General features: G+C 61.0%; 23 protein-coding genes and 1 pseudogene. 14 read left to right on the top strand and 10 right to left on the bottom strand.

Features of this window, described 5'->3' with window-relative positions:
- Positions 1–17 precede the first annotated feature (17 nt).
- Genes QN224_RS31560 through QN224_RS31545 form a run of 4 tightly spaced genes read left to right on the top strand, consistent with a single transcriptional unit; the run spans position 18 to position 3,346 of the window.
- A complete protein-coding gene (locus QN224_RS31560; RefSeq protein WP_173514351.1) occupies positions 18–884 on the top strand; it encodes a branched-chain amino acid ABC transporter permease in 867 nt (288 codons plus the stop codon).
- Between the two features lie 2 nt (positions 885–886).
- Positions 887–1,888, top strand: coding sequence for a branched-chain amino acid ABC transporter permease (locus QN224_RS31555; protein ID WP_283979890.1), 1,002 nt, complete (start codon positions 887–889; stop codon positions 1,886–1,888).
- The gene (locus QN224_RS31550) at positions 1,885–2,649 is read left to right on the top strand and encodes an ABC transporter ATP-binding protein (protein ID WP_283979875.1); all 765 of its coding nucleotides are present in this window, start codon (positions 1,885–1,887) and stop codon (positions 2,647–2,649) included. The genes QN224_RS31555 and QN224_RS31550 overlap by 4 nt, the downstream gene beginning before the upstream one ends.
- Positions 2,630–3,346: an ABC transporter ATP-binding protein gene (locus QN224_RS31545; protein ID WP_283979874.1), complete on the top strand. Its 717-nt coding sequence runs from the start codon at positions 2,630–2,632 to the stop codon at positions 3,344–3,346. Before QN224_RS31550 ends, QN224_RS31545 begins: the two co-directional genes overlap by 20 nt.
- A 134-nt stretch (positions 3,347–3,480) precedes the next feature.
- On the opposite strand, the gene QN224_RS33980 is transcribed toward QN224_RS31545, so the two are convergent.
- Positions 3,481–3,642, bottom strand: a complete 162-nt coding sequence (locus tag QN224_RS33980) for a hypothetical protein (RefSeq protein WP_336621139.1) — start codon at positions 3,640–3,642, stop codon at positions 3,481–3,483.
- A 473-nt stretch (positions 3,643–4,115) separates the two neighbouring features.
- A complete protein-coding gene (locus tag QN224_RS31540) occupies positions 4,116–5,300 on the bottom strand; it encodes a right-handed parallel beta-helix repeat-containing protein (protein WP_283979873.1) in 1,185 nt (394 codons plus the stop codon).
- Between the two features lie 523 nt (positions 5,301–5,823).
- Between QN224_RS31540 and QN224_RS31535 the strand changes: the two genes are divergently transcribed.
- Positions 5,824–6,219, top strand: coding sequence for a hypothetical protein (locus tag QN224_RS31535; protein ID WP_283979889.1), 396 nt, complete (start codon positions 5,824–5,826; stop codon positions 6,217–6,219).
- A 57-nt stretch (positions 6,220–6,276) separates the two neighbouring features.
- On the opposite strand, the gene QN224_RS31530 is transcribed toward QN224_RS31535, so the two are convergent.
- Together QN224_RS31530 and QN224_RS31525 are read right to left on the bottom strand one after the other, a co-directional pair.
- The gene (locus tag QN224_RS31530) at positions 6,277–6,924 is read right to left on the bottom strand and encodes a response regulator transcription factor (RefSeq protein ID WP_283979872.1); all 648 of its coding nucleotides are present in this window, start codon (positions 6,922–6,924) and stop codon (positions 6,277–6,279) included.
- Positions 6,921–8,321, bottom strand: a complete 1,401-nt coding sequence (locus QN224_RS31525; RefSeq protein WP_283979871.1) for a sensor histidine kinase — start codon at positions 8,319–8,321, stop codon at positions 6,921–6,923. The genes QN224_RS31530 and QN224_RS31525 overlap by 4 nt, the downstream gene beginning before the upstream one ends.
- A 284-nt stretch (positions 8,322–8,605) precedes the next feature.
- Here QN224_RS31525 and QN224_RS31520 point away from each other — a divergent pair, with 284 nt between their 5' ends.
- Both QN224_RS31520 and QN224_RS31515 read left to right on the top strand, forming a co-directional pair.
- Positions 8,606–9,292, top strand: a complete 687-nt coding sequence (locus QN224_RS31520) for a hypothetical protein (RefSeq protein ID WP_283979870.1) — start codon at positions 8,606–8,608, stop codon at positions 9,290–9,292.
- A gap of 71 nt (positions 9,293–9,363) precedes the next feature.
- A complete protein-coding gene (locus tag QN224_RS31515) occupies positions 9,364–10,155 on the top strand; it encodes an EAL domain-containing protein (RefSeq protein ID WP_283979869.1) in 792 nt (263 codons plus the stop codon).
- Positions 10,156–10,705: 550 nt separating this feature from the next.
- On the opposite strand, the gene QN224_RS31510 is transcribed toward QN224_RS31515, so the two are convergent.
- From QN224_RS31510 to QN224_RS31495, 4 genes and pseudogenes are all read right to left on the bottom strand, one after another.
- Positions 10,706–11,746: a fatty acid desaturase gene (locus QN224_RS31510; RefSeq protein ID WP_173514359.1), complete on the bottom strand. Its 1,041-nt coding sequence runs from the start codon at positions 11,744–11,746 to the stop codon at positions 10,706–10,708.
- 84 nt (positions 11,747–11,830) lie between these two features.
- Positions 11,831–12,090 (bottom strand): annotated as a pseudogene (locus QN224_RS31505) (DUF6481 family protein).
- A 177-nt stretch (positions 12,091–12,267) separates the two neighbouring features.
- On the bottom strand, positions 12,268–12,477 hold the full coding sequence (locus QN224_RS31500; protein ID WP_064244506.1) for a cold-shock protein: 210 nt from the start codon (positions 12,475–12,477) through the stop codon (positions 12,268–12,270).
- 403 nt (positions 12,478–12,880) lie between these two features.
- Entirely contained in the window at positions 12,881–14,887 is a 2,007-nt protein-coding gene (locus QN224_RS31495; protein ID WP_283979867.1) for an AI-2E family transporter, read from the bottom strand.
- 559 nt (positions 14,888–15,446) lie between these two features.
- On the opposite strand from QN224_RS31495, the gene QN224_RS31490 reads away from it, so the two are divergent.
- From QN224_RS31490 to QN224_RS31470, 5 genes are all read left to right on the top strand, one after another.
- On the top strand, positions 15,447–16,136 hold the full coding sequence (locus tag QN224_RS31490; RefSeq protein ID WP_173514362.1) for a response regulator transcription factor: 690 nt from the start codon (positions 15,447–15,449) through the stop codon (positions 16,134–16,136).
- A gap of 45 nt (positions 16,137–16,181) precedes the next feature.
- Positions 16,182–17,351, top strand: coding sequence for an FIST signal transduction protein (locus tag QN224_RS31485; protein ID WP_283979866.1), 1,170 nt, complete (start codon positions 16,182–16,184; stop codon positions 17,349–17,351).
- Positions 17,348–19,591 carry a hybrid sensor histidine kinase/response regulator gene (locus QN224_RS31480; RefSeq protein ID WP_283979865.1) on the top strand — a complete coding sequence of 748 codons (2,244 nt, stop codon included), beginning with the start codon at positions 17,348–17,350 and terminating at the stop codon, positions 19,589–19,591. Before QN224_RS31485 ends, QN224_RS31480 begins: the two co-directional genes overlap by 4 nt.
- Before the next feature lie 99 nt (positions 19,592–19,690).
- Entirely contained in the window at positions 19,691–20,368 is a 678-nt protein-coding gene (locus QN224_RS31475) for a hypothetical protein (protein ID WP_283979864.1), read from the top strand.
- Positions 20,365–20,718: a hypothetical protein gene (locus QN224_RS31470; protein ID WP_283979863.1), complete on the top strand. Its 354-nt coding sequence runs from the start codon at positions 20,365–20,367 to the stop codon at positions 20,716–20,718. The genes QN224_RS31475 and QN224_RS31470 overlap by 4 nt, the downstream gene beginning before the upstream one ends.
- Positions 20,719–20,777: 59 nt before the next feature.
- On the opposite strand, the gene QN224_RS31465 is transcribed toward QN224_RS31470, so the two are convergent.
- Positions 20,778–21,590 carry a quinoprotein dehydrogenase-associated SoxYZ-like carrier gene (locus tag QN224_RS31465; protein WP_283979862.1) on the bottom strand — a complete coding sequence of 271 codons (813 nt, stop codon included), beginning with the start codon at positions 21,588–21,590 and terminating at the stop codon, positions 20,778–20,780.
- A gap of 261 nt (positions 21,591–21,851) precedes the next feature.
- On the opposite strand from QN224_RS31465, the gene QN224_RS31460 reads away from it, so the two are divergent.
- Positions 21,852–22,919 (top strand): quinoprotein relay system zinc metallohydrolase 2, encoded by a 1,068-nt coding sequence (locus QN224_RS31460; RefSeq protein WP_283979861.1) that lies wholly within the window; start codon positions 21,852–21,854, stop codon positions 22,917–22,919.
- A gap of 9 nt (positions 22,920–22,928) precedes the next feature.
- Here QN224_RS31460 and QN224_RS31455 read toward each other — a convergent pair whose 3' ends face one another.
- A complete protein-coding gene (locus QN224_RS31455; RefSeq protein WP_173514369.1) occupies positions 22,929–23,534 on the bottom strand; it encodes a hypothetical protein in 606 nt (201 codons plus the stop codon).
- Positions 23,535–23,707: 173 nt separating this feature from the next.
- Here QN224_RS31455 and QN224_RS31450 point away from each other — a divergent pair.
- Positions 23,708–24,155: alcohol dehydrogenase catalytic domain-containing protein (locus QN224_RS31450; protein ID WP_283979860.1), on the top strand; the 448-nt coding region annotated here is incomplete at its 3' end.

Genomic DNA, 24,155 nt, shown 5'->3' with positions numbered 1-24,155 from the left:
GGAAACAGGATGGGCACATGCAAACCGTCTTCAGCATAGCGGTCGACGCGCTCGCTTACGGCATGGTGCTGTTCGTGATCTCGATCGGTCTCTCCGTCACCATGGGGCTTATGCGGGTGGTCAATCTCGCTCATGGCGCCTTCGCCATGATCGGCGGCTACATCGCCTCCTATGCGGCCCGTGACATGGGTCTCGGCTATGGGATCGCCCTGATGATTGCTGTCTTCGGCACGATCCTCATCGCCATCCCGATCGAGCGGCTGCTTTATCGCCGCATCTATGGGGCGCCGGAACTGACGCAGGTCTTGATGACGATCGGCATCACGTTCTGTATCATCGGCATCGCTAACTATGCCTTCGGCCCGACGCTGAAGACGATTCCTCTGCCGACGGGGCTGCGGGGGTCCGTCGATCTTGGCTTCCGTTCGATCGCCACCCACCGCATTTTCGCGATCCTTTGCGGTCTCGCCGTCGCCGCCGCGCTCTGGTACGCGATCGAGAAGACCGCTTTCGGCGTGAAGCTGAGGGCGGCCGTCGACAACGCGACCATGGCAGCAGCCCTCGGGGTGCGCACCGAAATCATCTATGCGGTGAGCTTTGCCGTTGCGGTGGGGCTTGCTGCCCTGGGCGGCGTGGTGGGTGCCGAATTGCTCCCGGTCGAACCCTATTACGCCCTGCGGTATATGGTGACCTTCCTCGTCGTCGTTTCTGTCGGCGGCGCGGGCTCGATACCGGGCGCCCTTGTTGCCTGCCTGTTGCTCGGCGGCATCGATACGGCGGGCCGTTACCTGGTGCCGGAATTCGGCGAGTTCTTCTTCTATCTCGCCGTCATTGCAATCGTCTGCGTCTTCCCGCGCGGCCTTGCCGGGAGGACGAGATCGTGACTATGGCGACGATGAATGACGCACTGGCGGCAGCACGAGGCAATCGGCGAAAACCCGGTCGCGACCTCGCCGGCCTTTCCGTGATCCTCGCACTCGCCGTCGTCGGCTACCTTTTGTTTCCAAACAACCTGGCGCTGCTCACGCGCATGACGGCGATCGCGCTCCTGGTGCTGTCGCTCGACCTCGTGACCGGCTATTGCGGAGTGGCGACGCTCGGTCATGCGGCTCTGTTCGGAACCGGTGCCTATGCGGCCGGCATCGCCGCCGTCCACTTCGGTATCACGGATCCGCTGCTCATGCTCGCCAGCGGCATTTTCGGCGGCATTGTTGCAGGGCTTCTCTGCGGCGTGGTCATCCTGAGAGCCCACGGCCTTCCCCAGCTCGTTCTATCGATCGCTCTCATCCATCTGTTTCACGAATTCGCCAACAAGGCCTCTTCCTGGACGGGGGGCAGCGACGGGCTAGCCGGCATCGCGCCCGATCCGCTGATCGGACTCTTCGCGTTCGACCTTTGGGGCCGCACCGCCTATGTGTTCGGCATTGTCCTTCTTGCGGTCGTGTTCACGCTGTTGCGCCTTGTCGTGCGCTCGCCCTTCGGCATGCTCTGCCGCGGCATCAAGGAGGATCCGATCCGCATTCGTGCGATGGGCGCTTCGCCGAAGGTCACCCTGGTCAAGATGTACATGATTTCCGGTGCGGTGGCCGGGGCCGGTGGTGCGCTCAACGCCATCTCGACGCAGGTCGTCGGCCTCGACAGCCTCTCCTTCACGCTCTCCGCGGAGAGCCTGGTCATGCTTGTGCTCGGCGGCACCGGCTCGCTCTTCGGCGCGCTTACCGGCACGATCGTGTTCATGTTCTTCGAGGATATCGTTTCGGCCGCCAATCCCTTCCATTGGCTGACGATGGTCGGTGCCCTGCTGATCGCCGTCGTGCTGTTTACCCCCAAAGGCCTCTACGGCACTATCGCCGCCGTTGCGGTCCGGTGGCGGGAGGCGCGCCGATGAGTGCCATCTTCGAGGTTCGGAATCTGAAGCGATCCTTCGGCGGCCTCGCCGTCACCAACGATGTCAGCCTTGCCATGGCGCCGGGCGACCGCGTGGCACTGATCGGCCCGAACGGTGCGGGAAAGACGACCTTGGTCAATCTCGTCACCGGCAACCTGAAGCCCGATTCCGGCGAGGTCCGCATCGGCGGCGAAGATATCACCCGAGTCGATGCCATCGGACGCGTTCGGAGGGGTCTCGTGCGATCGTTCCAGGTGACGCGTCTCTTCCAGGACATGACTCCAGCGGAACACGTGGCGCTTGCAGTCCTGCAGCGCGACGGCCGGGCAGGGCGCTTCTTCGGGAACTATCTCGCAATGCCCGAGATCATGGCGGAAGTAGGCGATCTTATCGGCAAGCTGGGGTTGCGAGACCAGATGCACCGGCATGTCCGCGAGATCGCCTATGGCCAGCAGCGGCTTTTGGAGATCGCCGTGGCACTGGCGCTACGGCCCCGGGTGCTGCTCCTCGACGAACCGGCCGCCGGCGTGCCGCAAAGCGACACGGGCCGTATCGAACAGGCGCTGGCCGACCTTCCGCCCGACCTTGCCGTGCTAATGATCGAGCATGACATGGACCTTGTGTTCCGCTTCGCCAGGCGGGTAATCGTGCTGGCCGCCGGCACGATCATCTTCGACGGTTCCCCGTCGGATGTAATCAAGGATCCGCGGGTCCGCGAAGCCTATCTCGGGAGTTATGCCAATGCCGGCCACGCCGCTTGAGGTCGAGAACCTGTCCGCGGGCTACGGGCCGACGCGGGTGCTTGAAGGCATTTCTTTTTCGGTGCCGGCCGGCGCGCGTCTCGCGGTGCTCGGGCGCAACGGCATGGGGAAGACGACGCTGCTTGCGACGCTCGCCGGCCAGACGCGCCGATACGAAGGACGCATCCGCATCGGCGAGACCGATGTCACCGCGCTGCCGAGCGCGTCGCGGGCCTTGAGTGGTCTCGGCTTCGTGCCGCAGGCGCGCTGCGTCTTTCCGACCCTTACTGTCGAGGAAAACCTCTTCGTCGGGCTCAAGGGCCGAGCGAAGAGTGCGCTCCAGGAAGCCTATGACATGTTTCCGCGCCTCCATGAGCGGCGCAGGAACCTCGGCTCGCAACTCTCCGGCGGAGAGCAACAGATGCTGTCGACAGCCCGCTCGATCCTCGGACGCCCCTCGGTGCTGCTGCTGGATGAGCCGCTTGAAGGCCTTGCACCGGTCATCTGCGAGGAGCTCATGAAGGTCTTTGCCAAGCTTGCCGGAACAGGGGACATGACGATACTGCTCGTCGAACAGCGGATTCAGAGTGCGCTCGATTTTGCCAACCATGTCATCGTGTTGGAGCGCGGGCGGCTCGCTTGGACCGGAACACCAGACGAGCTCGCGAAGGATCACGCGGCGGTCGAGCGGCTGCTAGGAGTCGGTAGCTTGCATTAGCGAGCGGTGCTGTGTCCCTCATTCGATCGCGGAGTCGTCTTCATGTGGAGCAAGCTGGGCAAAGAGTATCGCCTCAAGCCCATTTTCATCCACGTGCCGAAAACCGCCGAACTGGGGTCAGGCTCGGGCTGGGCTTATGCCACTTTTCTTGTCTCGGTGATCTTCTGGAACTCCGCCAGGATGTCGGGAAACCGGTGCGCGAGATGGCGCACGACGCGTGCGTTGCTCAGCAGTCGTGTAATGTACCCGGCGGTCAGAACGAGATCGAGATGATCGGCGCCATAGTCCTGCTCGATCGCTGGAATTCACGGTCTAGACTGGACGCTTCAGTCTCCATTAATGAGATTCGGTGCTCGCTGAGGCGGCGTATCGGCTTTTTCGGTCGGACCAGCATGAATTCAGGCGTGGCCGCAACCAGCGAGCGGGCGTAGGTAACCGTCTATCTATTCATCGCCGTCATCAACTGAGCCGCCTCGATCTGGCGCATCCGGCTTCATCTTCTTCAACTGACCGATTGTATTCACGAAAAAGACTGCAGAGCCCGGCTCGAAGCGGTTCGAGACTGTCGGGTTCACCTCCCTGTACAACGCCGTACGACCCGCCTCTCTCCAAGCCTTGGCGACATGGCCCTGAAGCTCAAGGGGATGGACCGAGGCTGCTCAACAGGCGGCGGAGCAGGTGAAGGCGATGGTGAGCGACCGTATCGAGGCGTTTCGATATCCATCAGCGCCATGGATCTGGGTGGGAGCCTGACAATCGTGCATGACCATCATCGTCCGTCCATTGCAACATTGCCATCTATATCATTCGTCGGATCGTCGTTGCGGATGAGGCTTTCGGATCCGCCTTCGAGCTTGTTGTCGCGAACGATGTTGTGCTGTGCGAAATCAAGGTTGCTGGCGCCGCTGCCGAAAGGCGAAGTCGGCTCATCGGAGCAGTAGCTGCGGTTGCCATTGCGGGAGTTCAGCCAGACAGCCGGCTTGGCCAGGAAAGCCGATCCATACCGAAATGTGTTGCCCGTGATCTGGTTGAACTGCGGTTTCTGGTGGCGGATGACGCCACCTTCTCCGCAGTTGCGATAGACGAATATTCCGCCATTCTCGGGGCGTTCGAAGGTGTTGTTGGCAATCCTGTTGTTTGCCGAGCCGTCGATGGCGATCAGTTCACGGCTTTCGGTGGAAATCCCGAAGACATTGTTGCTGATTGTGTTGTTGGCGGATTCGGCGTCGAGATAAACCGCGACGGAGGTCGACTTGCCGTTTATCGTCGAGTCGACGAGCGCTGCTCCGGTTACCCCAGGTCCTATGTAAAGGGGAATACCGCCCGGCGCATTGAAAATTACATTTTCCAGGCGGACGTTCTTCGGTGCGGACGCTTGAGCAAACGCCGTGTGGTTGGCGTTCAGCGACGATGCTTTCATGATCGCGCCGTTGGCGTTCTCGCCGAGGCCATAAATGCGGACGAACCCGTCGATCCTGCAGTTGCGGACCGTAACGTTGGACGGTGCGGACCAAGCTCCCGAGTTGGCTTTGGCGGAGCGGACGATTACCGCTGTTTTCTGCTGTCGGGATGTGCCGGCACTGACGTCGAGCGTGCCTCCGCCGCAATCGAGTACCGCCCCGGAAGCGGCTGCACCTTCGAAGACGAGTGGACGCGTGATGACATCTGTCGATGACAGGCGGACGCTGCAATCGAGCGAAACAACGTTCGTCCCGGGTGCCTTCAACTTGGCCTGCACGTCGGCGCCGCAGGCAGGCTTTGGTGAGACACTATCGACGGGCTGCGCAGGCGGGGGCGTTGGCTGCTCGGTGTTGGGCTGCTGTTCGATCGGAGGCCTAGGTGGCTTTGTGAAAGCAGCGTCCGCAACCATCGCCAGGTCGTTTTGGCAACTCGCCAGGAACAGGCTTGCCAGGGCCAAGCTTGCCAAGACCAGGCTTGCGGACTTCGGATACATCACCAGCTCCAGTCGTGGATCCCTGAAATCGGGAAAAGCATGGCGCCTCGCCCGTGCGAATCGCTCGAGCGCGCGTGCTCTTTTCTGCCATTTCCGGAAAACAGATGGCAACGATCTGGCGATGGAAGTCTGTTCGATTTTGCTCGGCGGGCATGCTGGCTCACGCCGGCATCGCCTATGCGGCTCATGGTTCAAGGCGCCGGACCTCATTCCTCTACTGATAAACTGCTGGAAGTGCCATAATAGCCCTCAGACCTTGGTCCTAAGTGGATCGGACGAACGTCCGGTCGCGCCGGGGTAAAAGTCCGGGACGCCTGGGGTTGCAGGAGTTGAGAGTTGACGGCGGGAATGAACCATGTGCAAAGATTCCTGGTCTTGCCGAGCGAGCTTTTATGCCACTCGCCGGCATGGCGCGTCGACGGTGGTTCCGGGGCCCGGAAATGAGACCGTCATTGCCGCCCGTGCATGGTTCCAAAGGCCGTGCTCGGGCGAGCGCAAGGTGGACGGTTACTGAATGGCTGAAATGATCACGCGTCGAAAGTTTGTTACGGCCTTATGCACCGCGACGATCGGCTTCGCCGCCGCGGGCCAATCCGCCTTGGCCAGAAACGGCAACAACGGCAATGGCAACGGTGGTGGGAATGGCAACCGAGGCGGAAACGGGAACGGCGGCGGAAATGGCAGTGGCGGTGGAAAGGGTGGGGGCAACAGCCGGTCGAACAACAGTTCGACGGGGTTGAGCGGAAAGAGCACCACGGTTCAAGACAGCGGATCGGCGTTGAGGGTTCGCCATACTGACGGAATAAGTGAGGAAGTCAGGAACGGCCGCTACATCATGAAGGACTCGCGCGGGCGCACGATCGTGAACCGGCGAGCAACCTCGGCAGATGAAAAGCGGCTTCAAGCCCTCGTTGACTAAAGCAATTACGGGAATCGTGTAACGGTTTTCCGTCCCGAATTGCGCAGCTCCAAATGATCAGAGGCGACCGTCGAGCGCGTCGCGCAGCACCATCGCCGCCTCGGTGCGGTTGGCGACGCCAAGTTTCGTCATGATCTGCGTCATGTGGTGCTTGACGGTCTTCTCCTGGAGGTCGAGCTTTCTTGCGACCTGCTTGTTGCTCATGCCGGAGGCCACGAGGCGCAGAACCTCATGCTCCCGAGGGGTCAAGTCAGCGATGAGGTCGGATTTGCTCTCAGGAGCGGGCGAATTGCTCGAGAGCAACTTGGCAGAGAGCGTCGGAGCGACATAGCTCTCCCCGGAAGCCACCGTCCGTATGACATCCGCCAGCGCCCTCGATCCGATCCCCTTCAGGACATAGCCCTTGGCGCCACCTTTAAGTGCCGCCGTGACGTCGTCGCCGGCTTCGGAAACGGTGAGCATCACGATCTTCTGCAGCGGTACGAGTTCAAGGATAAGCGGAACCGCGTTCAATCCGCCTCCCGGCATGGAGATGTCCAGCAGCATGACATCCGGAGACAGATTCTTTGCGATCCTGAGTGCGTCGTCGCACGAGCTTCCCTCTGCAACGATCTCAAACCCGTCGATCTCAGAAAGGCTTCTCGTCACGCCCTCTCTGAACAGAGGGTGATCGTCGATTACCGCCACACGTATTGCTGCAGTCATGCCTGTTCAACCTCCCCGATGCCGAGTGACATCCTGACAACCGTGCCGGGGGCGGCACCGTCGATTTCGAATGTGCCGCCCAGGCTCTCTATCCGTTCCCTCAGGCCTGCGAGCCCGAGGCTCGTGGGTCGTATGGCTTTGGGATCAAAGCCAGCTCCGCCATCCGCGACCGCGATGCAGACCCGATCGCCTTCCGTAGTCTGCCTTACACGTTGCCTGATGCCGCCACCGTGGCGGTAGGCATTGTTGAGCGTTTCTTGCACGAAGCGGTATATACATATCTTCGCAGACGGAGAAAGGTGCTCGGGCGGATCGGACAGCGACAGGTCCACAGTCGATCCGGTTCGCTGTTCATGGGCGCGTACGACACGCTCGAGGAGCTCTGGCAGGCCGGCCGTTTCGATCTGCGGCAGGACCAGGCCGCTGCATATTGTCCTGATCTCGTTCATCGCTTCGTCGAGGCTTGCCTTGATGGCCGCGATTTCCCGTTCGCGTATTTCCGCCGCAGTCGAAGGGCTGACCAATGCGTTGCTGTCCAGCCGCAACGAGGCGAATGCGACAAGCTGCGCCGGGCCGTCATGCAAGTCGGCGCCGATCCGTCGCAACATGTTCTCGTTCAAGGCTGTTGCGCGTTGCGAAGCGTGCTGCAGGCGTCCACGCAGGGCCTCGTTTTGCGCAAGCAGCGCCGAAAGCTCGTCCACGCGCTGCCGAAGGGCATGGCGCTGCTTTTCGATGGTTCTGCTGCCGCGCATGACGATCGCCGAAAGCATGATGAAGAAGGCAAGCGTGAAGCCGGCGACAGCCAGCCAGGTAAGAAAACGGGCCTGAGTCAGGCTGAGCTCGAAATCATGGGCAAATTCATGGAATTCCGAAACGGCGACGACCTGTCCGGACCACGGTTGAAGCACCGGATTGTAGATTTCGAGCAGCGGCTCGCTCGCCGGTTGATTCGTCTCGTCCACGGACTCGTCGACTGGCTTGAACTGGGCCACCATCTTGCCGTCGAATGCCGTTCTCAACTCGTCGCTCAGCTCGAATCGCCTTCCGACCATGTTCTCTTCGTTCGAGTAGAGAATGGTGCCGTCCGAGCGCCACAGGCGAAATGCAAGTAGCCGGTTTCCGAGAGCCCCCTGTCCAAGCGTCTCGTTGAGCGCGCGCGCAACGGTGTCGTCAAGAACCTGCGTCGTCTGCATGTCGGGCAGGAGCGGCGCGATCACGCTATCGACGTAGAGTGCAGTCGTTGCTGCCGAGTTTCGTGTAACGGCATCTTCTATCAGGCTGGTGACGAAAGCGCCGACCACCAGCATGGCAGACGTTGCGACGATGCCGCCGATCAGCAGGAACTGTCTTGCCAGCGGCTGCGCGTTCCATCGTTTGATCAGGTCACTGGCACGCAAGAGAAATCTCGGGATTATCCGCTCAACAAAGTAGCCGCACGTCGGTCGACGTGAGCCGGTAAACTAATGCCTTCAGGCGGCCGGTCAATGGCACGTCATCTTTATCGATGTCCATCCGACTTTTGATGGTGGCCGGATCAGACCTAAGTCCTATCCACCAACGCAATGGTCCGAAGATGGTGGTGCCTTCTCGCGACGCAAGTTAACGTTGCATCAATACCAAAGCGGTTCGATCAGCCCCGCCGATAGCGGAGCCGCGAACCTCGAACGACATGGAGGCCTTCATGACCATTTCCAAAATAATCGGGCGAAGCTTCGTCGCACTGGCGATCGCCGTCGCCCCTCTCGCAGTCGCCGTCGTCGGTACACCGAACGTTGCCTTTGCGAAAGGCGGCAATGGCGGTGGAAACGGCGGCGGGGGAGGCGGAAACGGCGGGGGCCACGGCGGCGGGCATTCGAGCTCGGGCAAGTCGGGCAAGTCACAGACGAGCACGAAAGGCAGCAGTAGCCGGGGCACCTCGACGCAGAAGTCGGTCGTCACGCGCAAGAAATCCGGTGCGGCGGTCAAGGCAGCGAAGGCGGTGAAAACGGAAAAGCTGGCCACGGCCAAGCTGAAGAGCACCGTTTCCGATACGGCGGGACTTAGTTCGCTGAACCGGAACTATCATGCCTATTTGAACTCCAGCGACCCTCGCATGGCAGCCATTTCCGCCTATGCGATTGCTTATGCCGAGTTCGAGGCTGAGAGCGGCCCCGACGCCATTCCGACGGATCCGGCCTTGAGCGATGAAGCACTCCGCGAAGCACTCGAGAGCTTCACGAAGGGCGAGGTCGTGACCGACGAGACCCTCGCCGAGGCCAAGGACATACTCGGCGTCGGACCGGCGGTCGGCAAAATCGACCAGATTCGCGAGACACTTCCGGAGCTGGAACCGGAACCGACCGACCCCGAAACGGACACCGCTAACTGAACCTTAGTGCAGCTGGCAGCGGCGATGACCGACGCTGCCAGCCTTGAATCCGAATGGGGGCAGCTCAATCCATGAATTTGCAGAAATTCAACAATGTTGTTCGTGGTGTCACACAGGCGATGCAACATGGGCGGATCGGGTTTTCCCTGCAGCAAATAAACGCGGTCGACGATTCGAGCGAAGTTCTCTACTCGGAATGCCTGGGAAGGCTCGTGGAGCCTGACGGCACAATCAGGACCAGTGGTGAATTCATAGCCTTTCTCGAAGCATCGGGGCGCGCTCCGGCTTTTGACCGGCATGTCATTGATCTCGCATTCGACTGGTTGGCTCTTAATCCCGCAGGCGCATTGGGCTGCAACATCTCGGTCGAAAATATTGCCGACAAAGAAAGCTGGGCACTACTGTACGATCTGCTTTCCGAACACCGTGCGATGGCTCCGCGGCTGGTTCTCGAAATAACGGAAAGTCTGCCGGTTGCGACGCTCTCGGCCGCGGCCGACCTGCTTCAGGGCGTCCGCGAACTGGGCTATAAGGTCGCGATAGACGATTTCGGCACCGGCTATTCGACCCCCGAAACGCTTCTGGCCATTCCCGCGGACATCGTGAAGATCGACGGGTTTTTCGTGCAACGCCGCGGCCACGAAATGGAGCGGTTCCTTCGGCACATGGTCGGCTTGGCCTCCTGCGCCGCATCGACCGTCATCGTCGAAGGCATCGAGACATATGCCCAGTTCGAGGCTGCAAAAGCGGCTGGAGCAACACATGTCCAGGGCTTTCTCCTGTCCGAGCCAACCTTGCCGCCCGTCCATTGCGGACAGGTGAATTCCGCACAGCACGCGATCGCGTCCAAATGGATGATGTGAGCGGTAGTGCGGACTGAGCGGTTGTCCCCGCTCCCTGCCTGCGGACACACTCTTTCGCCATTGTCCAGGGCGCCGAACGGCCATTTTTCTGGCGTTCTTCGGCCCTTCTCGATTTCCGAACGTATTCGACCGGTGCGCCGAGCTTCCGCGACTGTCGGTGGCGCACGGATAGTAGAGACAGAAGCCGGCGAACGGAGGACAGAAGGGGCCGCATGCAGCGGCGCGTGTTCGCCGCGCACGATTTAGGGCCGGCACGTCTCCATCATCGCCAAAGGCATGCCTTCCCCGGCTCTTGCAATGCGGATCATCAGTCTCATGTCGTTAACCGGAAGATGGTGATGCCAGCGAGATCATCATCCGACCGACGGCGAGCCCGCACTGAACTTTGGTGCCCGACAATCCGCCCACAAGATCATTCTGGCGCGGTCGCGAGGGCCGCGCCATTTGTGGAATTCCCTGGAGATCAGCGACGATGCGGCGAGACTATAACTTCGCCTCACGGCAGGGTCGTCGGAATGTCAACACTCTGGCGCAGCCGCAAAGTCGCCTGTTATGGGCGCACGCCCGCATTGGCGGCATCGTGGAATGAAACGAGTTTGCGGCGTCTGTCGTCCCAAAGGACAAGCTTGACGCATTTCAAGCTCTCCCAAAGAGTGATGCGGCCGATGCCCGCGAGTTGTGGGTGGTCGCGCAGAACTTCCGGCAATCTGTAGTAAGGGATCCTGCTCGACAGGTGGTGGACGTGATGAATGCCGATATTGCCGGTCAACCAACGCAGCACCAGCGGCAGGTCATAGTGGGATGCGCCGTGAAGGGCTGCCTGGGGAAAGTGCCAATCCTCGCCGGCCGACCAGTGCGTTTCTTCAAACTGATGCTGGACATAGAAGAGCCAGATGCCGGCGGCGCCCGACAAAAGCACGATCGGCAGGTGGATCAAGAGGAAAGGCAGGAGACCGATCGTCCAAGCCATCAAGACGGCGCAGATCCCGATCGCAACATTCGTCGCCATGGTGGAGATCCAAGGCAGCGCACCTCCGTTCATCATCCCGAACGGCACGCGTTGCTTGAAGAGAAAGAGCCAGGCCGGGCCGATGCCGAACATCACCAGCGGGTGCCGGTACAAGCGATAGCCCAGGCGCTTCATCGGAGAAAGTGCGCGGTATTCTGAGATCGTGAGCGTGGTGATATCGCCGACGCCCCGCTCGTCCAGATTGCCAGCCGAGGCGTGATGAGCAGCGTGCGCCCGGCGCCAGTAATCGTACGGCGTCAGCGTAAGCACGCCGATGGCGCGTCCGGTCCAATCGTCGAGCCCGCGACGAGCAAAGAACGAGCCGTGGCCGCAATCGTGCTGGATCATGAAAAGCCGCACGAGGAAGGCTGCGGCAGGAATGATTGCGATCAGCCCGTACCAGAACCCGTGAGCGAGTGAAAAATAGGCGATGGCCCAGAAGCCGGCGAACGGAATGACGGTGACAAGAAGCTCGAAGATGCTGCGCCCGATGCGGGGCTGACGGTATTTAGCAAGAGCCTTCAACCATGCTCCCGCATTCTCTTCAACAAGTGAGGCCGGCGGATAGATATGTGCGTTCATTAAACTGGTCCGTATTCCTGGTCCTGCAAATTATCTGCCAGACCCGTGGTTACCCCTGAGCCTCAGGGGCTATGGTTGAGCGTGTCAGGCTTGGCGAGCTTCGCATGCTGCGTAATGGCGATCTCGCTCGGCATCAGCTCCGCCAGCAGTCGCTCGTTTTCGGCGTTCGTCAACGCTTCGCCTTCGGTTCGACGGCCCCGCATGCAATCGCGGCCGGCAGGCCGCTCCTGCACGTCCGGAACAGTTTCCTTGGGGGTGGAGGCGAATTTAGCCAGAAGCCGACGCTTGGCATTTGCCGCAGCAGTACGGCGTTCGGCAGGGCCATTGTCGCTGGGCTGTCTCAATAGAATTCTCTCTTGTGGGTCACGAGCTTTCCAGTCGCCCGCGTTCTCGGGAAGGAGACGCGGATGTCGTGCCGGCAAATGGAGCCTCAGAACAGAAAAAGGCCAGACATCCGTCTAGCCTTCTCAAACTTCCTGCCGCCATGCCAGTACATCCGTGGTCATCGGCGGCCAAAAGCCTTAGGCAGCGCGGAGCTGGCCGGCGGACATTTTGCCCGACTTTTTGTCTCGTTCGAGCTCGAAGCCGAGCTTCTGGCCTTCGACAATCGAATTCATTCCTGCACGCTCGACGGCCGAGATGTGAACGAACACATCGGCACTGCCGTCGTCAGGCTGGATGAAGCCGAAACCTTTGGTGGAATTGAACCATTTAACCGTGCCAGTGGTCATAACGAACCCTTTCTTAGCAACATTGATCACCGCTGAGCGACGCGCAGCAGGTTTTTTCGACTTTTGAAAGAGGGAAGTTCGTCAAGAGGCGCGAGGCGCAGCAAAAACAAATATCGGCAAACAAAGTATCGATGTTTCCAAGTACAGGACATTGACGGCAGCGTCAACTTTTTGTTCTCGCATTCCTTACCGCTACCTATGGTGGTTCTTGGCGAACGAAGTCGCCCAATCACACTGCCGTTCTGATCGTTCTAATTCTCGGTTTGGCCATTCAAGCCGCGCCGCGTCAAGCTATGAGTCCTCAAAGGCCGGCTTCAGCTTTCGAACAGTCCATTTTTCTCGCCGTGCGCTAGGTGATTGCGTCTGGATCAGAAGCGAGCGCTTCCGCGTGCCCTGAAGACTCTTATCCAACGCTTGGTCCTACGGGCGTCTCTTCGATGTCGGTGCCTTTCCCCTTGCGAGAGGGCGAGCGGCGAGCGATCTTCGGGTGCGGCAACGTGATCGGTCGGGGTATTTCGTCCGACAGAGCTTCCCGAACCGCCTCAACGATCGCAGATACTGCGAAGTCCGCCTGCAACTCGTCGACGAGGACTTTTGCATCGGTTCGCCATTGACCATTCTCTTGCCAAAGCACAATGCCGACCCGGGTCGCAGGGGCGAGGCGTTTTAGACGGCGCACGATGAATTTGGCGTGTCGCAGGGAATCCTGGTCGAGGAAGCTCACGACAATGGCGTTGCGTCCTTCGAAGGCAAGAGTTCTGATCTTGCCCGGCTTGAGGTCTTCGTGGCTCGCGGGAGCGACCTCCGCACCCTGAATCCGGATGATCTGGGACAGCATGGAAGCCGACACATCATCAAGTTCACCGCGCCCTCCAATGCAAAGGACGGATTTCCCGTCGCCCAGCGGCAGATCATATTCGCCGGCCTGATCGTCGTCTTCCGCATTTTGCGCGCTGACATCCTCCTCCTCGCCTTCCTCCTCGCCCGCAATTTCCTCGAGATTGGCAACGAGCGTGCGCGCGCTCTCGGCAAGCTGTGCGACCTGCGCATCCGTCAACGCTCCCCGCGCCCGGTCACGCTCGGCAAGGAGCAGGGCCGGAATCGCGACGGTGTCATAGAACTCGACCAGATATTTCTCCTCGAGCATTTCCTCTGCATTGTCCGTTGCCTCATCCGGATCACCGGCAAGCAGACGCTGGTAGAGGCGCTCCTTCGGGTCTAGAACGGGCTCGTTCCCCAAAAGTATCTCCAGGAACTCGAACTGCGGGACATGGCGCCCGAGAACGACGAGACAAACGGTCAGCGGCGTCGACAACACCAATCCGACCGGACCCCAGAGCCAGGCCCAGAAAATCGCGGCAACGATGATCGCAAGCGGCGACAGGCCAGTGCGCGAACCATAGAGCCAAGGCTCGACAACATTGTTGCTGAGGAGCTCCAGGGCTATGAACAGGGCTGCCGTCCAAGCCAACAGGCTCCAGCCGGGGGTCGCCGCAAAAGCGAGGAACAGTGGCAGAGCGGCTGCAATGACCGGACCGATATAGGGAACGAAACGCAACACGATCGCGAGCATGCCCCACAGGATCGCGTTGGGTATGCCGAGCAACCAGAGACCGACGGCGAGCGGAATGCCGTAGGTAATGTTCACCACGAGCTGCATGAGCAGATATTGGCCGACCCGTGCGCCGGCATCCTGCAGGGCCTCGGTCGTGCGGTGCAGATCGCCGTAGCCGACCAGCCGGATGAAGCGATCGCGCACGTCCTCCCTTTCGAAAAGCATGAAAATGACGACCACAATGACGAGACCGGTTGTGGCCAACGGGCCGATCAGCGGATTTACGATGTTCCTCAGCATTTCGAGCGGGCGCTGTGGAGAAAATATCTCCACAAGAAGCGGTGTGCGCTCGGGTTCCGGTTCGGGCGAGACGCGGGTTTCGGGTCCCGGTCGGCTGATTTCCGTCCCGATCCGCTCCACGGCGCGACTGAGCCGGTCGAGGATCTGGTTCTCCGATCCCGCCTCTTTCAAGGTCCTGATCTTTTCGACGATGTTGTATTGATAGGTCGGCAGATTCTGCGCCACTTCGCTGACCTGCATGGCAACGACGATGCTGAAGGCGGACAGGAGCAGAAAGGCTGCAGTCACGCTGCCGATGACGGCAACTGAACGCGGGCAGCCGGCCCTGCGCAACTTCGAAATCACGGGCGCGAGCGCGAAAGTGAGTAGAATTGCAATAGCCAACGGCAGGAAAACCTCGCTGGCGAAATAGAGAACTGCCACCGCGGCAGCCGTTGCCGCAAGCGTCGGAAGCCTGGACGGCTGTGCTCTGGCCGGCGTCTGCATGAACGCGGCTCGCGGCGATGGACCTGCAGCTGCCCGATCCTGGTCGAGTCTCTGAGAAAACCTCAGCATCGTGCCTCCCAGCCGTGATGCCTCAGGCCCGCCGCAGGAGCTCGGTCCACGCAGACCAGCCGGCTGTGAACGGTCCGGCACTCGTGGTCGCCAGGGCAAGGGCTGGGAAAATCAGCATCGGGGCCGCGGCCGAACAGAATAGGACCACGGCGATGACCGTCGTCGTCGGCAGGAATGCCTGAGAGGGCGAGAAACGCCGAAATCGGTGAAATCATCAGAAAATGAGATCCCACTTGAGCACAGTCCTGCTTTTCTTGCGGAGGTATTGTTAAGCAAGTAGGGCAGTTTCCGGAGAAGCCCAGAGGCGGACGCGCTTGCGAGAGTCCGCGGCTCTTTCTCAGGCGATTTGCGGCCGATTTGTCACTTTTGAACGCGAAATGCGGCGGGTGCAGTATCGCGGCCGCCCGCACTCGCCATTGCCTGGCTTGGAAATCTATGCGACAAAATGCCTCGCGCCGTGCTGGGGAGAGCATGGCTGCATGGGAGCAGAGAGATTTCAGTGATGTTCAGAGTCGGTTGAGGCTGCTCCCTTAGCTAGGAAGTATTTAGGGAGGAAGCCATGCCGCGGACCGCTTTGTCCGTCCCTTCGCTTTCGATAAAATCGGCCCTGGTGATCGATGATCATCCGCTCTATTGCGACGCTCTGGCCGCAACGATGGAAAGCACCTTCAACACGCGCCGAATTCGAACAGCGACTTCGCTGGGTGAAGCGTTGCAGCAATTGCGGATGCGGTTTTCACCCGACCTGATCATGCTCGATTTGAACCTGCCCGATGCGTCGGGACTGAGCGGTTTTCTTAAGATCAAGGAAAAGACGCCTGATATCCCGGTGATCGTGATCTCGGCGATCACGTCCAAAGGTGTCGTCCAGTCGGTCATTGCTGCCGGTGCGGCGGGTTTCATTCCCAAGGATATCGGCCGTCAGAACTTCCAGGAGGCGATGCAGGACATCTGGAACGGGAAGACGTATTTGCCGCCCGGCTACGCGATGCCGGCCCGCACCCCCGCCACGGATGGGTCGGTGGAAACGATTTCGCGCAAGATCGCCCATTTGTCGCAGCAGCAAACGCGCATTCTGGGGCTGATTTGCGAAGGGATGCCGAACAAGCTGATCGCCTACGAGATGCAGCTGGCCGAGGCGACCGTCAAAGCGCATATCACCGCGCTTCTGCGGCGGCTCGGCGTTCATAATCGCACCCAGGCGGCAATGCTGGTGCGCGAAGTCTCGATCCGCCATAGCCTGCAGTAAGGTGCCGCACGAGGCAGCGGGCTTGGAAGGGGAGGATGACGGCGCATGACAGCTGTCGACGATCTTGATCGCAAACCTGCGGAGGCGGTGCGGATCGCCATATCGCGTGCCGATGATGCGGCCGTTGCCCTGGCCGAGATCAGGCAGCAACTCGCCACGGCAAGACCAAGCTTCGTCCTTCTGTTCTTGCCGAGCAGGCTGCAGCCGGACGAGCTTGCCAATGCCCTTCGAAAGTCGTTACCGAACACTGTTGTCTTCGGCTGTACGACGGCCGGCCAGATCACCTCTCGGGGGTATGAAGACAGCGCCTTGCTCGCGATCGCATTCGAGCGGCGTCACTTTCGGGTGGCCTCCACCCTGTTCAAACCAATCTCGCCGGTTTCGATTGCCGATGTCGTGTCGCAGACCGAGCGGCTCGTCTCGCAGTTTCGCGCAACGCCGGGCCGAAAGCGGCTTGCCCTGATTTTTGCCGACGGATTGTCCAAACAGGAGGATATCCTGGTCGCAGCCCTGGAGGCCGGGCTGAAGGACATTCCCGTGTTTGGCGGGTCGGCGGGCGACGGGTTGCGGTTCGAGCGCACGCAGGTGCTGCACAATGGAGAGTTCCACAGCAATGCCGCGCTTCTTCTTCTGCTGGAAACCGATCTGACCTTTAGCGGTCTGGGCTTCGACCATTTCCAGCCCACGGAAGAGCGCATGGTGGTTACCCGCGCCGTCCCGGAAGAGCGGCTCGTTCTGGAGATAAACGGCTCACCGGCAGCGCAGGAATATGCTCGCCTCGTCAAGGTGCCGGTTGCCGAGTTGTCGCCGGCGATTTTCGCCGAGAACCCCGTTCTGGTGCGCAATCGGAATCTCTATCATGTGCGGGCGATCCAGCAGATCCAGGGCGAACATGGCCTCACTTTCCTTTCGGCGATCGACGATGGTCTGCTGTTGACGCTCGGTCGCGGCAAGGAAATCATCCGCACCCTCGATACGGGACTTGCCGTCAGCGACAAGGACGGTAAGGCGCCGGATTTCATCCTGGGTTTCGACTGCTACCTGCGCAAGCTCGAGATCGAGCGCAAGGGCCTGGACGGGGAGGCGTCGGAGCATTTCCGCCAACGCCGGGTCGTCGGCTTCAGCACCTATGGCGAACAGCATCTTGGCGTACATGTGAACCAGACCTTTGTCGGCGTCGCCTTTTTCCGGCCAGAGGGGGGCGCGCCGCTGTGATCAATCCCGACGAACCATACGAGATCCAGATCGCCAAGCAGGCCAAGATCATTGAGGCCCTGATCAACCGGGCCGAGCGCGGTCATGAAGTCGGCAGCTCCGCCTATTCGCTCTTCGAATCGGCCATCGCCCTGCAGGCCGAGGTCTGGGAGAAGACCAAGGATCTCGAAAAGGCCCTCGACACGCTCGGCAAGGCGTCGAGCGAGCTGGAGATCGCCTATCAGGCGCAGGAGCGCATCCAGAGAAACCTTGCCGATGCCATGGTGGCCATGGAAGGTGGCTTCGCACTCTTCTCCGAAGAGCGGTTGCAGGTCTGCAACGCCCAGTTCCGCCACTTGCTTCCCGACATCGAGCCGCTGATCAAGCCGGGCCTGGGTTTTGACGATTATCTCGCAGCCGTCAGCGCCAGCAAGTATCTGAACCGAAGCGACAGCGGAGGTATCGGCCGCCCGCAACCGATGGCGAAGGAGCAGAGGCCCGGTCAGCGCTTTTCGTCCTTCGTGATGGTGCTCAGGAACGACCGCTGGTTCCAGATTTCCTACCGGCAGACCAGTTCCGGCAACATCGCCGTCTTGCAGACCGAAATCACCGACATCGTGCGGGAGAACCGACGCGAGAAGAACCGGCTAATCGACCAGCAGGCCCATTTCCTGCAGGCCGCTTTCGATCACATGTCGCTCGGCATCTGTACCTTTTCGTCGCGCGGCGAATTGCTGGTTCGCAACGAACGCTTCGGCGAGCTTCTCGGCGTGCCGCTTTTGCTTCTGAAGAAGGGGAGTCGCTTCCAGCGTATTGTCGAACACGTCGAGCGCCATGAGATTCTCGACCGCAAAGGCCGCCGCTCCCAATTTGCCGGCTGGTTCAAGGCCATGCGTCGCGGCGAGTCGGTGCAGGAGCGGTTCAGGCGGAGCGATGGGATGAGCCTCGACGTTCGCATCCGTTCGTTGCCTGACGACGGGTTCATCGTATCGATCATGGACGTGACGATGGAGACCCAAGCAGCCGCGCTTCTGGAGCAACGGGTCCAGGAGCGGACAGCCGAACTGATCGAGGCCAATCGCCTGCTCAAGATTCACGCCGATGAGCAAACCAAGATCGAAGGCGCGCTTCGGCAGGCCAAGGAGGCGGCCGAAGCGGCCCACACGTCCAAGACCCGCTTTCTGGCGGCAGCCAGCCATGACCTTCTTCAGCCGATCAACGCCGCGAAGCTCTATCTCTCGATGTTGACGGAGACGGCGGGACAACCGGGCGCGAAGGACGTGGTCAGTCGGCTCAATCGGTCCTTCACCTCGATCGAATCGCTTCTGCAGGCGCTTCTCGATATTTCGCGCCTCGACAGTTCGGGGGCCGAGTTCAACATCACGTCATTCGATCTCGGAAGCCTGCTGCAGGGCCTGGCCGAGGATCTGGCACCCTTGGCGACAGAGAAAGGGATAGGTCTCCGGATCGTCCCTTCGACGCGCTGGGTGACCAGCGATCAGCGCTACCTGATGCGCTGCATCCAGAACCTGGTGGTCAACGCTATCCAGTACACAGAGCGTGGCCATGTGCTGGTTGGTTGCCGCCCGCGCGGCGATCGGCTGCGGATCGAAGTGTGGGATACCGGTATCGGCATCTCGGAGGAGGACCAGACGCGGATCTTCAACGAATTCACGCGAGCGAGCGGTGCGGAAAGGGGCACCGGCATGGGACTTGGCTTGTCGATCGTCGAGCGCGCCTGCCGGCATCTCGATCATCCCGTTCGACTGGTGTCGCAGCCCGGCCGTGGCTCCGTCTTTTCGATCACGGTGCCGCTAGCCGCGCCTGGCCGTGCCAGCGCCTGCGAAAATCCCATGATCGAGCCGATGCTCGATGGCAGTCTCGATCTCATCGTCATGGTTGTCGAGAACGATGCCGACGAGCTTCACGCGATGACGCAAATATTGGAGAGCTGGGGGGCGAGCGTTCTGGCGGCCGGCTCGACCGCCGATGCGGCGGCGCTGATGCAGGAAATCGGCACGGCGCCCGACATTCTGCTGGCCGATTATCAGCTGGACGACGGCGACAATGGCGTCGAAACGATCCGTACGCTGCGCGCGCTGGCCGGAGTCGAAATCCCTGCGGTCATCGTGTCGGCCAACCGGCAGCGGGAACTGCTGCGGCTCGGCAATGAAATGTCGTTCGCCGTTCTCGCCAAGCCGGTGCAACTGGTGCGGCTGCGGGCACTGATCGACTGGAAGACCCGGGCGCGCGTGGCGTGAACACAGACAAAGGTCTCCGGTGACATTGCCGCAGCCACTGCTAGGCTTGTGGCCAACAAACGGGAGCCTGAAAACGGGCCCCAACACGGGAGGCCCGCGATGCGTGTTCTGCTTCTGCTTTCTCTGTTCCTGCTCGGGCTCGGCCATGGGCCGCTGACGGCTGCCGAAACTTACGAGCTTCTCTTCCGGTCGACGGCACTGAAGGGCCTCGAGGCGGTACCGGGCGGTAGCGAAGGCGGCCAAAGCACTCTCGTCTACGACAGGGTCATATCTGGTGTCGGCGAGGGGCCGGTAGCCGGCAGCTTCAGCATCGGTCTGAAGATTAAGCCCGACGACAAGGTCGCCCTGACGCTCCATCAGGGCACACGGTCCCGCGGGCTTGGCAATTATCCGGCCTCGGTCGGCAACCCCGTGATCATGTATTTCCTCGAAAGCGTGCTTGCCGACATCGCCGCTCAATCGGGCGGCAGCCCATTCTATATGCGTAACCGGATCAAGGAGGCCCTGCTGCGGGATGCGCAAATCGTGCCCAAATCACTGCACTTTCAGAGCCGTGAAATCGCTGTGCGAGAAGTGACGATCCGGCCGTTCGTCAATGACAAGGCGCGCGAGCGGATGGGCCGGTTTTCCGAACTGGCGCTTGCCGTCACTGTGTCGGAAGACATTCCTGGCTGGTACTATTCGCTCGTTGCGACCGTTCCGGCGCCCGCTGGCGGGACAGCCGCCGGCTATTCAAATGCAATAACCCTGAAAGCGAGCGAGGAGGGCCGGCCATGATGCGGACTGTCATGACGGTGCTGGCCATCGCTGCGGCGGCCGTGCCGGCAAGCGGGCAGAGCATGTCGGAGCGCCTGAACGATTATCCGACGGAAGCGCGGGCCGACTATGTGTTCGGTTGCATGGCGGTCAACGGCCAGAGCCGGACGGTGTTGAGCCAGTGTGCCTGCTCGATCGATGTAGTCGCTTCCATCCTGCCCTATGAAAAATATGTCGAAGCCGAAGCGGTGCTGTCGCTCCAGCAGGTGGGCGGCGAACAGGTGGCCATGTTCAAGTCGGCGGTCGCACCCCGCACGATGGTAGCCGACCTGAGACGCGCCCAGGCGGAGGCGGAGATGCTGTGCTTCTAGGGGAATGCCACGAAAAGCGCGTAAGGTCTTCCGTCCGGAATTGCGTTGTTTCGAGGCGTTCAGGCGGGCGGCGTCTTCGGCAAAACGCGGTCGAAGACATTACCATCCGTATCGACCGCATGGACGGTGATGTCCGGTGCGCCATTGTCGGTATAGCTGAAGCGAAACACCGGATTTTCGCTCACCGAAATCCCGCCGTTGACCGCAAACAGCAGGTCGTCGCCCTGCTTCACCTCAAGCTGGGCGATGAAATTCGCGCCGATGAACAATTGGGTTATCTGGTCGCGCTGAAGGCCGGAATAGTTCGGATGGCGGATCATGATCTGCGCCTCACGGCGATTGTTCGGTGAAGATTCCTTGCGATCGAAAAGCTTCAGCCGCATCTCTCCCATGCCGTTGAGGGCCGCGACCGGATCCTTCGTTGCTGGCGCCGAGCAGCCACCGGAGGCTTTGACGAAACGGCCGGTCATGAAGGTTCCTTTCGGCGTCTCGGCAATGGCGCGGATGTTGGAATACTGATTAACACGGACGCGGGTTTCGAATTTGAGTGGCGCCATGGACGGGCCGAAGCGAATTTCCGCCGCCACCGGCGCGGGGTTCTCATCGATCACCAGTTTGATGGAATCGATCGACTCGGCGGCCGGTTCCCTTTGCTCGATGGTGACGGGCACCGTTGCGGCGTCGTTGGCACGATAGGGGGCCGTGACGGAGAACAGGGCGGCGCCGTCGAGAAGAGCCGTCTTGCCGACGATATCGTCCTTAAGTTCGTTCCAGGTGGGGCCTTCAACAAGCGGATTGTCGGGTGTCGCCTCCTGGGCGGATGCAACGCTTGCCGTCAGCATGACGGAAAAAGCCGTGAGCATGAGCTTCATGGTTCAAGGTCCCCTCTTCAAGGACAGGCACGACGCCGCGTCGGACACTCGTCAGCATAGGACGAAATGCCAACGATCATAACCGAGCCTTTCGGATGTGTTGCGGACCAATGCACGCCACCCAAAAGTGTGTAGCGGTTTTCCGACAACGACATGCGCAAAAACAAAGATGTGAAGCGCATTGCGTGAATTCGCTTGAACGCGACGCGTTTAACCGCCGGAAGCAGACATTTGAGATCGCTGGCAACGGGAGGTTGGACAGTGTTCGAAGCGTTGGTGACAATGTGCATGCTTGCGGCCGCCACCCCTGAAGCACCGCTGCCGGGTGAGACCTGCCGAGCCGCACTGCTGCCCGGCTTCGCGGCGGAAACCAAAGCTGCCTGCGAGCGTGCATCGCGAAGAGTTCCGCGCCAGCCGGTCGCAGGCGCCAAGGAGGAGGGCTTGCCATTCTGTGCGCCGAGGCCTGCCTCGGTCCTCACCTTCAGCGAGGTGGCCTCGGGCGTCTTCGTGCATCGCGGCGCGGTGGCGGAGCCGGACCCGGCCAATGTCGGCGACGTTTCCAACATTGCCTTCATTGTCGGATCGCGCAGCATCGCCGTGATCGATGCCGGCGGCTCGCGCAAGGTGGGCGAGGAGGTCTATCTGGCAATCCGCGAACGAAGCGCCCTGCCGATTACCCACCTGATCCTCACGCATATGCATCCGGATCACGTTTTCGGCGCCGAGCCGCTTCAAGAGGCCGGGGCGACGATCCTCGGCCAAGCCAACCTGCCGCGGGCGCTTGCCGATCGTGCCGAAACGTACCGGGCAAATTTTGCCCGGCTGATCGGCGGGCCGGCGTTTCTCGGTACCAGGGCACCCGTGCCCGATCGTGTGATCGCAAAACAGGAAGTGGTCGACCTGGGCGACAGGCTGCTGGAGCTGCGCGCGTGGCCGTCAGCCCATACCGCCACTGATCTGACGGTCTTCGACCGGACCTCCGGTATCCTCTTCGCCGGCGATCTGCTGTTCGACACGCATACGCCCGCTCTCGACGGCTCGCTGCGCGGCTGGCTTGCCGTGCTTTCGCAGATGAAGGGGCTTCCTGCACGCTTGGTCGTGCCCGGTCATGGCGGGCCGCTCCTCGACTGGCCGCAGGCGGCTGAGCCGCTCGAGCGTTACCTCGGCGTGCTGGAGGCCGATACGAAGAGGGCGCTTGAGGATGGACTGGGGCTCGGGCTAGCGAGCGAGGCAATAGGCCGGAGCGAAGCGGGCCGATGGCATCTGTTCGATCTCTTCAACCCGCGCAATGCGACGGCGGCCTACACGGAGTTGGAGTGGGACCCGTAGCGGTATGGGTCAATCCGGCATGTGCTTGAGCAGGATCTGGGCAATGGCATAGGCGCGCTTTTCAAGAAGCACCGGCGTTTCGCAGACATAGGTGAGGGCCTGCGATCGATCGCGATAGATGCGCTCATCCCAGTCGATCTGTTCCTCCAGCTTGTCGATACGGTCGAAATCCGGCTTTCCCTCGCCCGAGAGTTTCGCCACCTCGACCCGACTGCCGTCGATCCGGGAGGCCAGCGCGATCTGGCTGCGGGAATATCGGGCAATCCCCGCCATCAGCCGTTGCCGGGTATCGGCGAGATTATCAAACACGCCGTAGAAGATATTGCCGAGCAGCTGGCCGTCGACCGGAGCATTCTCCTCGACGAAGGCCTGAACATGGGCCCCTGCCTCTTCCAGGGTCACCCGGCGAAGCGACAGAATCGCCACCAGGTCGGTTGCCGCAGGCGTAAGTGGCGCTCGGGTTACCGGCGCCGGCCACATCAAGCTCGCCGAGAGGTTCTCGACCTTGCGCTGAATGCAGGGCCAGTCGGGATCGGAAAAATCCGCCGCACCTGCAATGCCGGGAGCTTGCGCCAGGCAGAATGCCAGACCAAGCGCGTGACATGCGGCTCTCATCTTACGTGTCTCCGTGGTCGAACGAGCGTCAGTATAGGCGCACCCAGAGAGAAGCCAAAGGTCGCGATTTACACACTAAGGTCGCAATTGTCATTGCGCTTGGCCCGTCGGTAATCTGCAGACAAGGCCCCATAAGGCGACCCCTACATAACGCTGTTACCGGGAGGCATTTCATGCGCACTCGCGCTGCTCTGGCTGTCGAAGCCGGAAAACCCCTTGTTGTGACCGAAGTCGAGCTCGAAGGTCCACGGGCCGGCGAGGTGCTGGTCGAGGTCAAGGCGACCGGCATCTGCCACACCGACGATTTCACGCTCTCGGGCGCCGATCCGGAAGGGCTGTTCCCGGCGATCCTCGGCCATGAGGGCGCCGGCATCGTCGTCGATGTCGGCCCCGGCGTCACGAGCGTCAAGAAGGGCGACCACGTCATCCCGCTCTATACCCCGGAATGCCGCTCGTGCCCTTCCTGCCTGTCGCGCAAGACCAATCTCTGCACCGCCATCCGCGCCACCCAGGGGCAAGGGCTGATGCCCGACGGCACCTCGCGGTTTTCGCTCAACGGCGAGAAGCTCCACCACTACATGGGCTGCTCGACCTTTGCGAACTTCACCGTGCTGCCGGAGA

The organism is Sinorhizobium sp. 7-81, assembly GCF_030124405.1.
Classification (GTDB): Bacteria; Pseudomonadota; Alphaproteobacteria; order Rhizobiales; family Rhizobiaceae; genus Sinorhizobium; species Sinorhizobium psoraleae.
The sequence above is the reverse complement of the archived record's forward strand: the minus strand, read 5'-3'. Positions and strand labels throughout refer to the sequence as shown.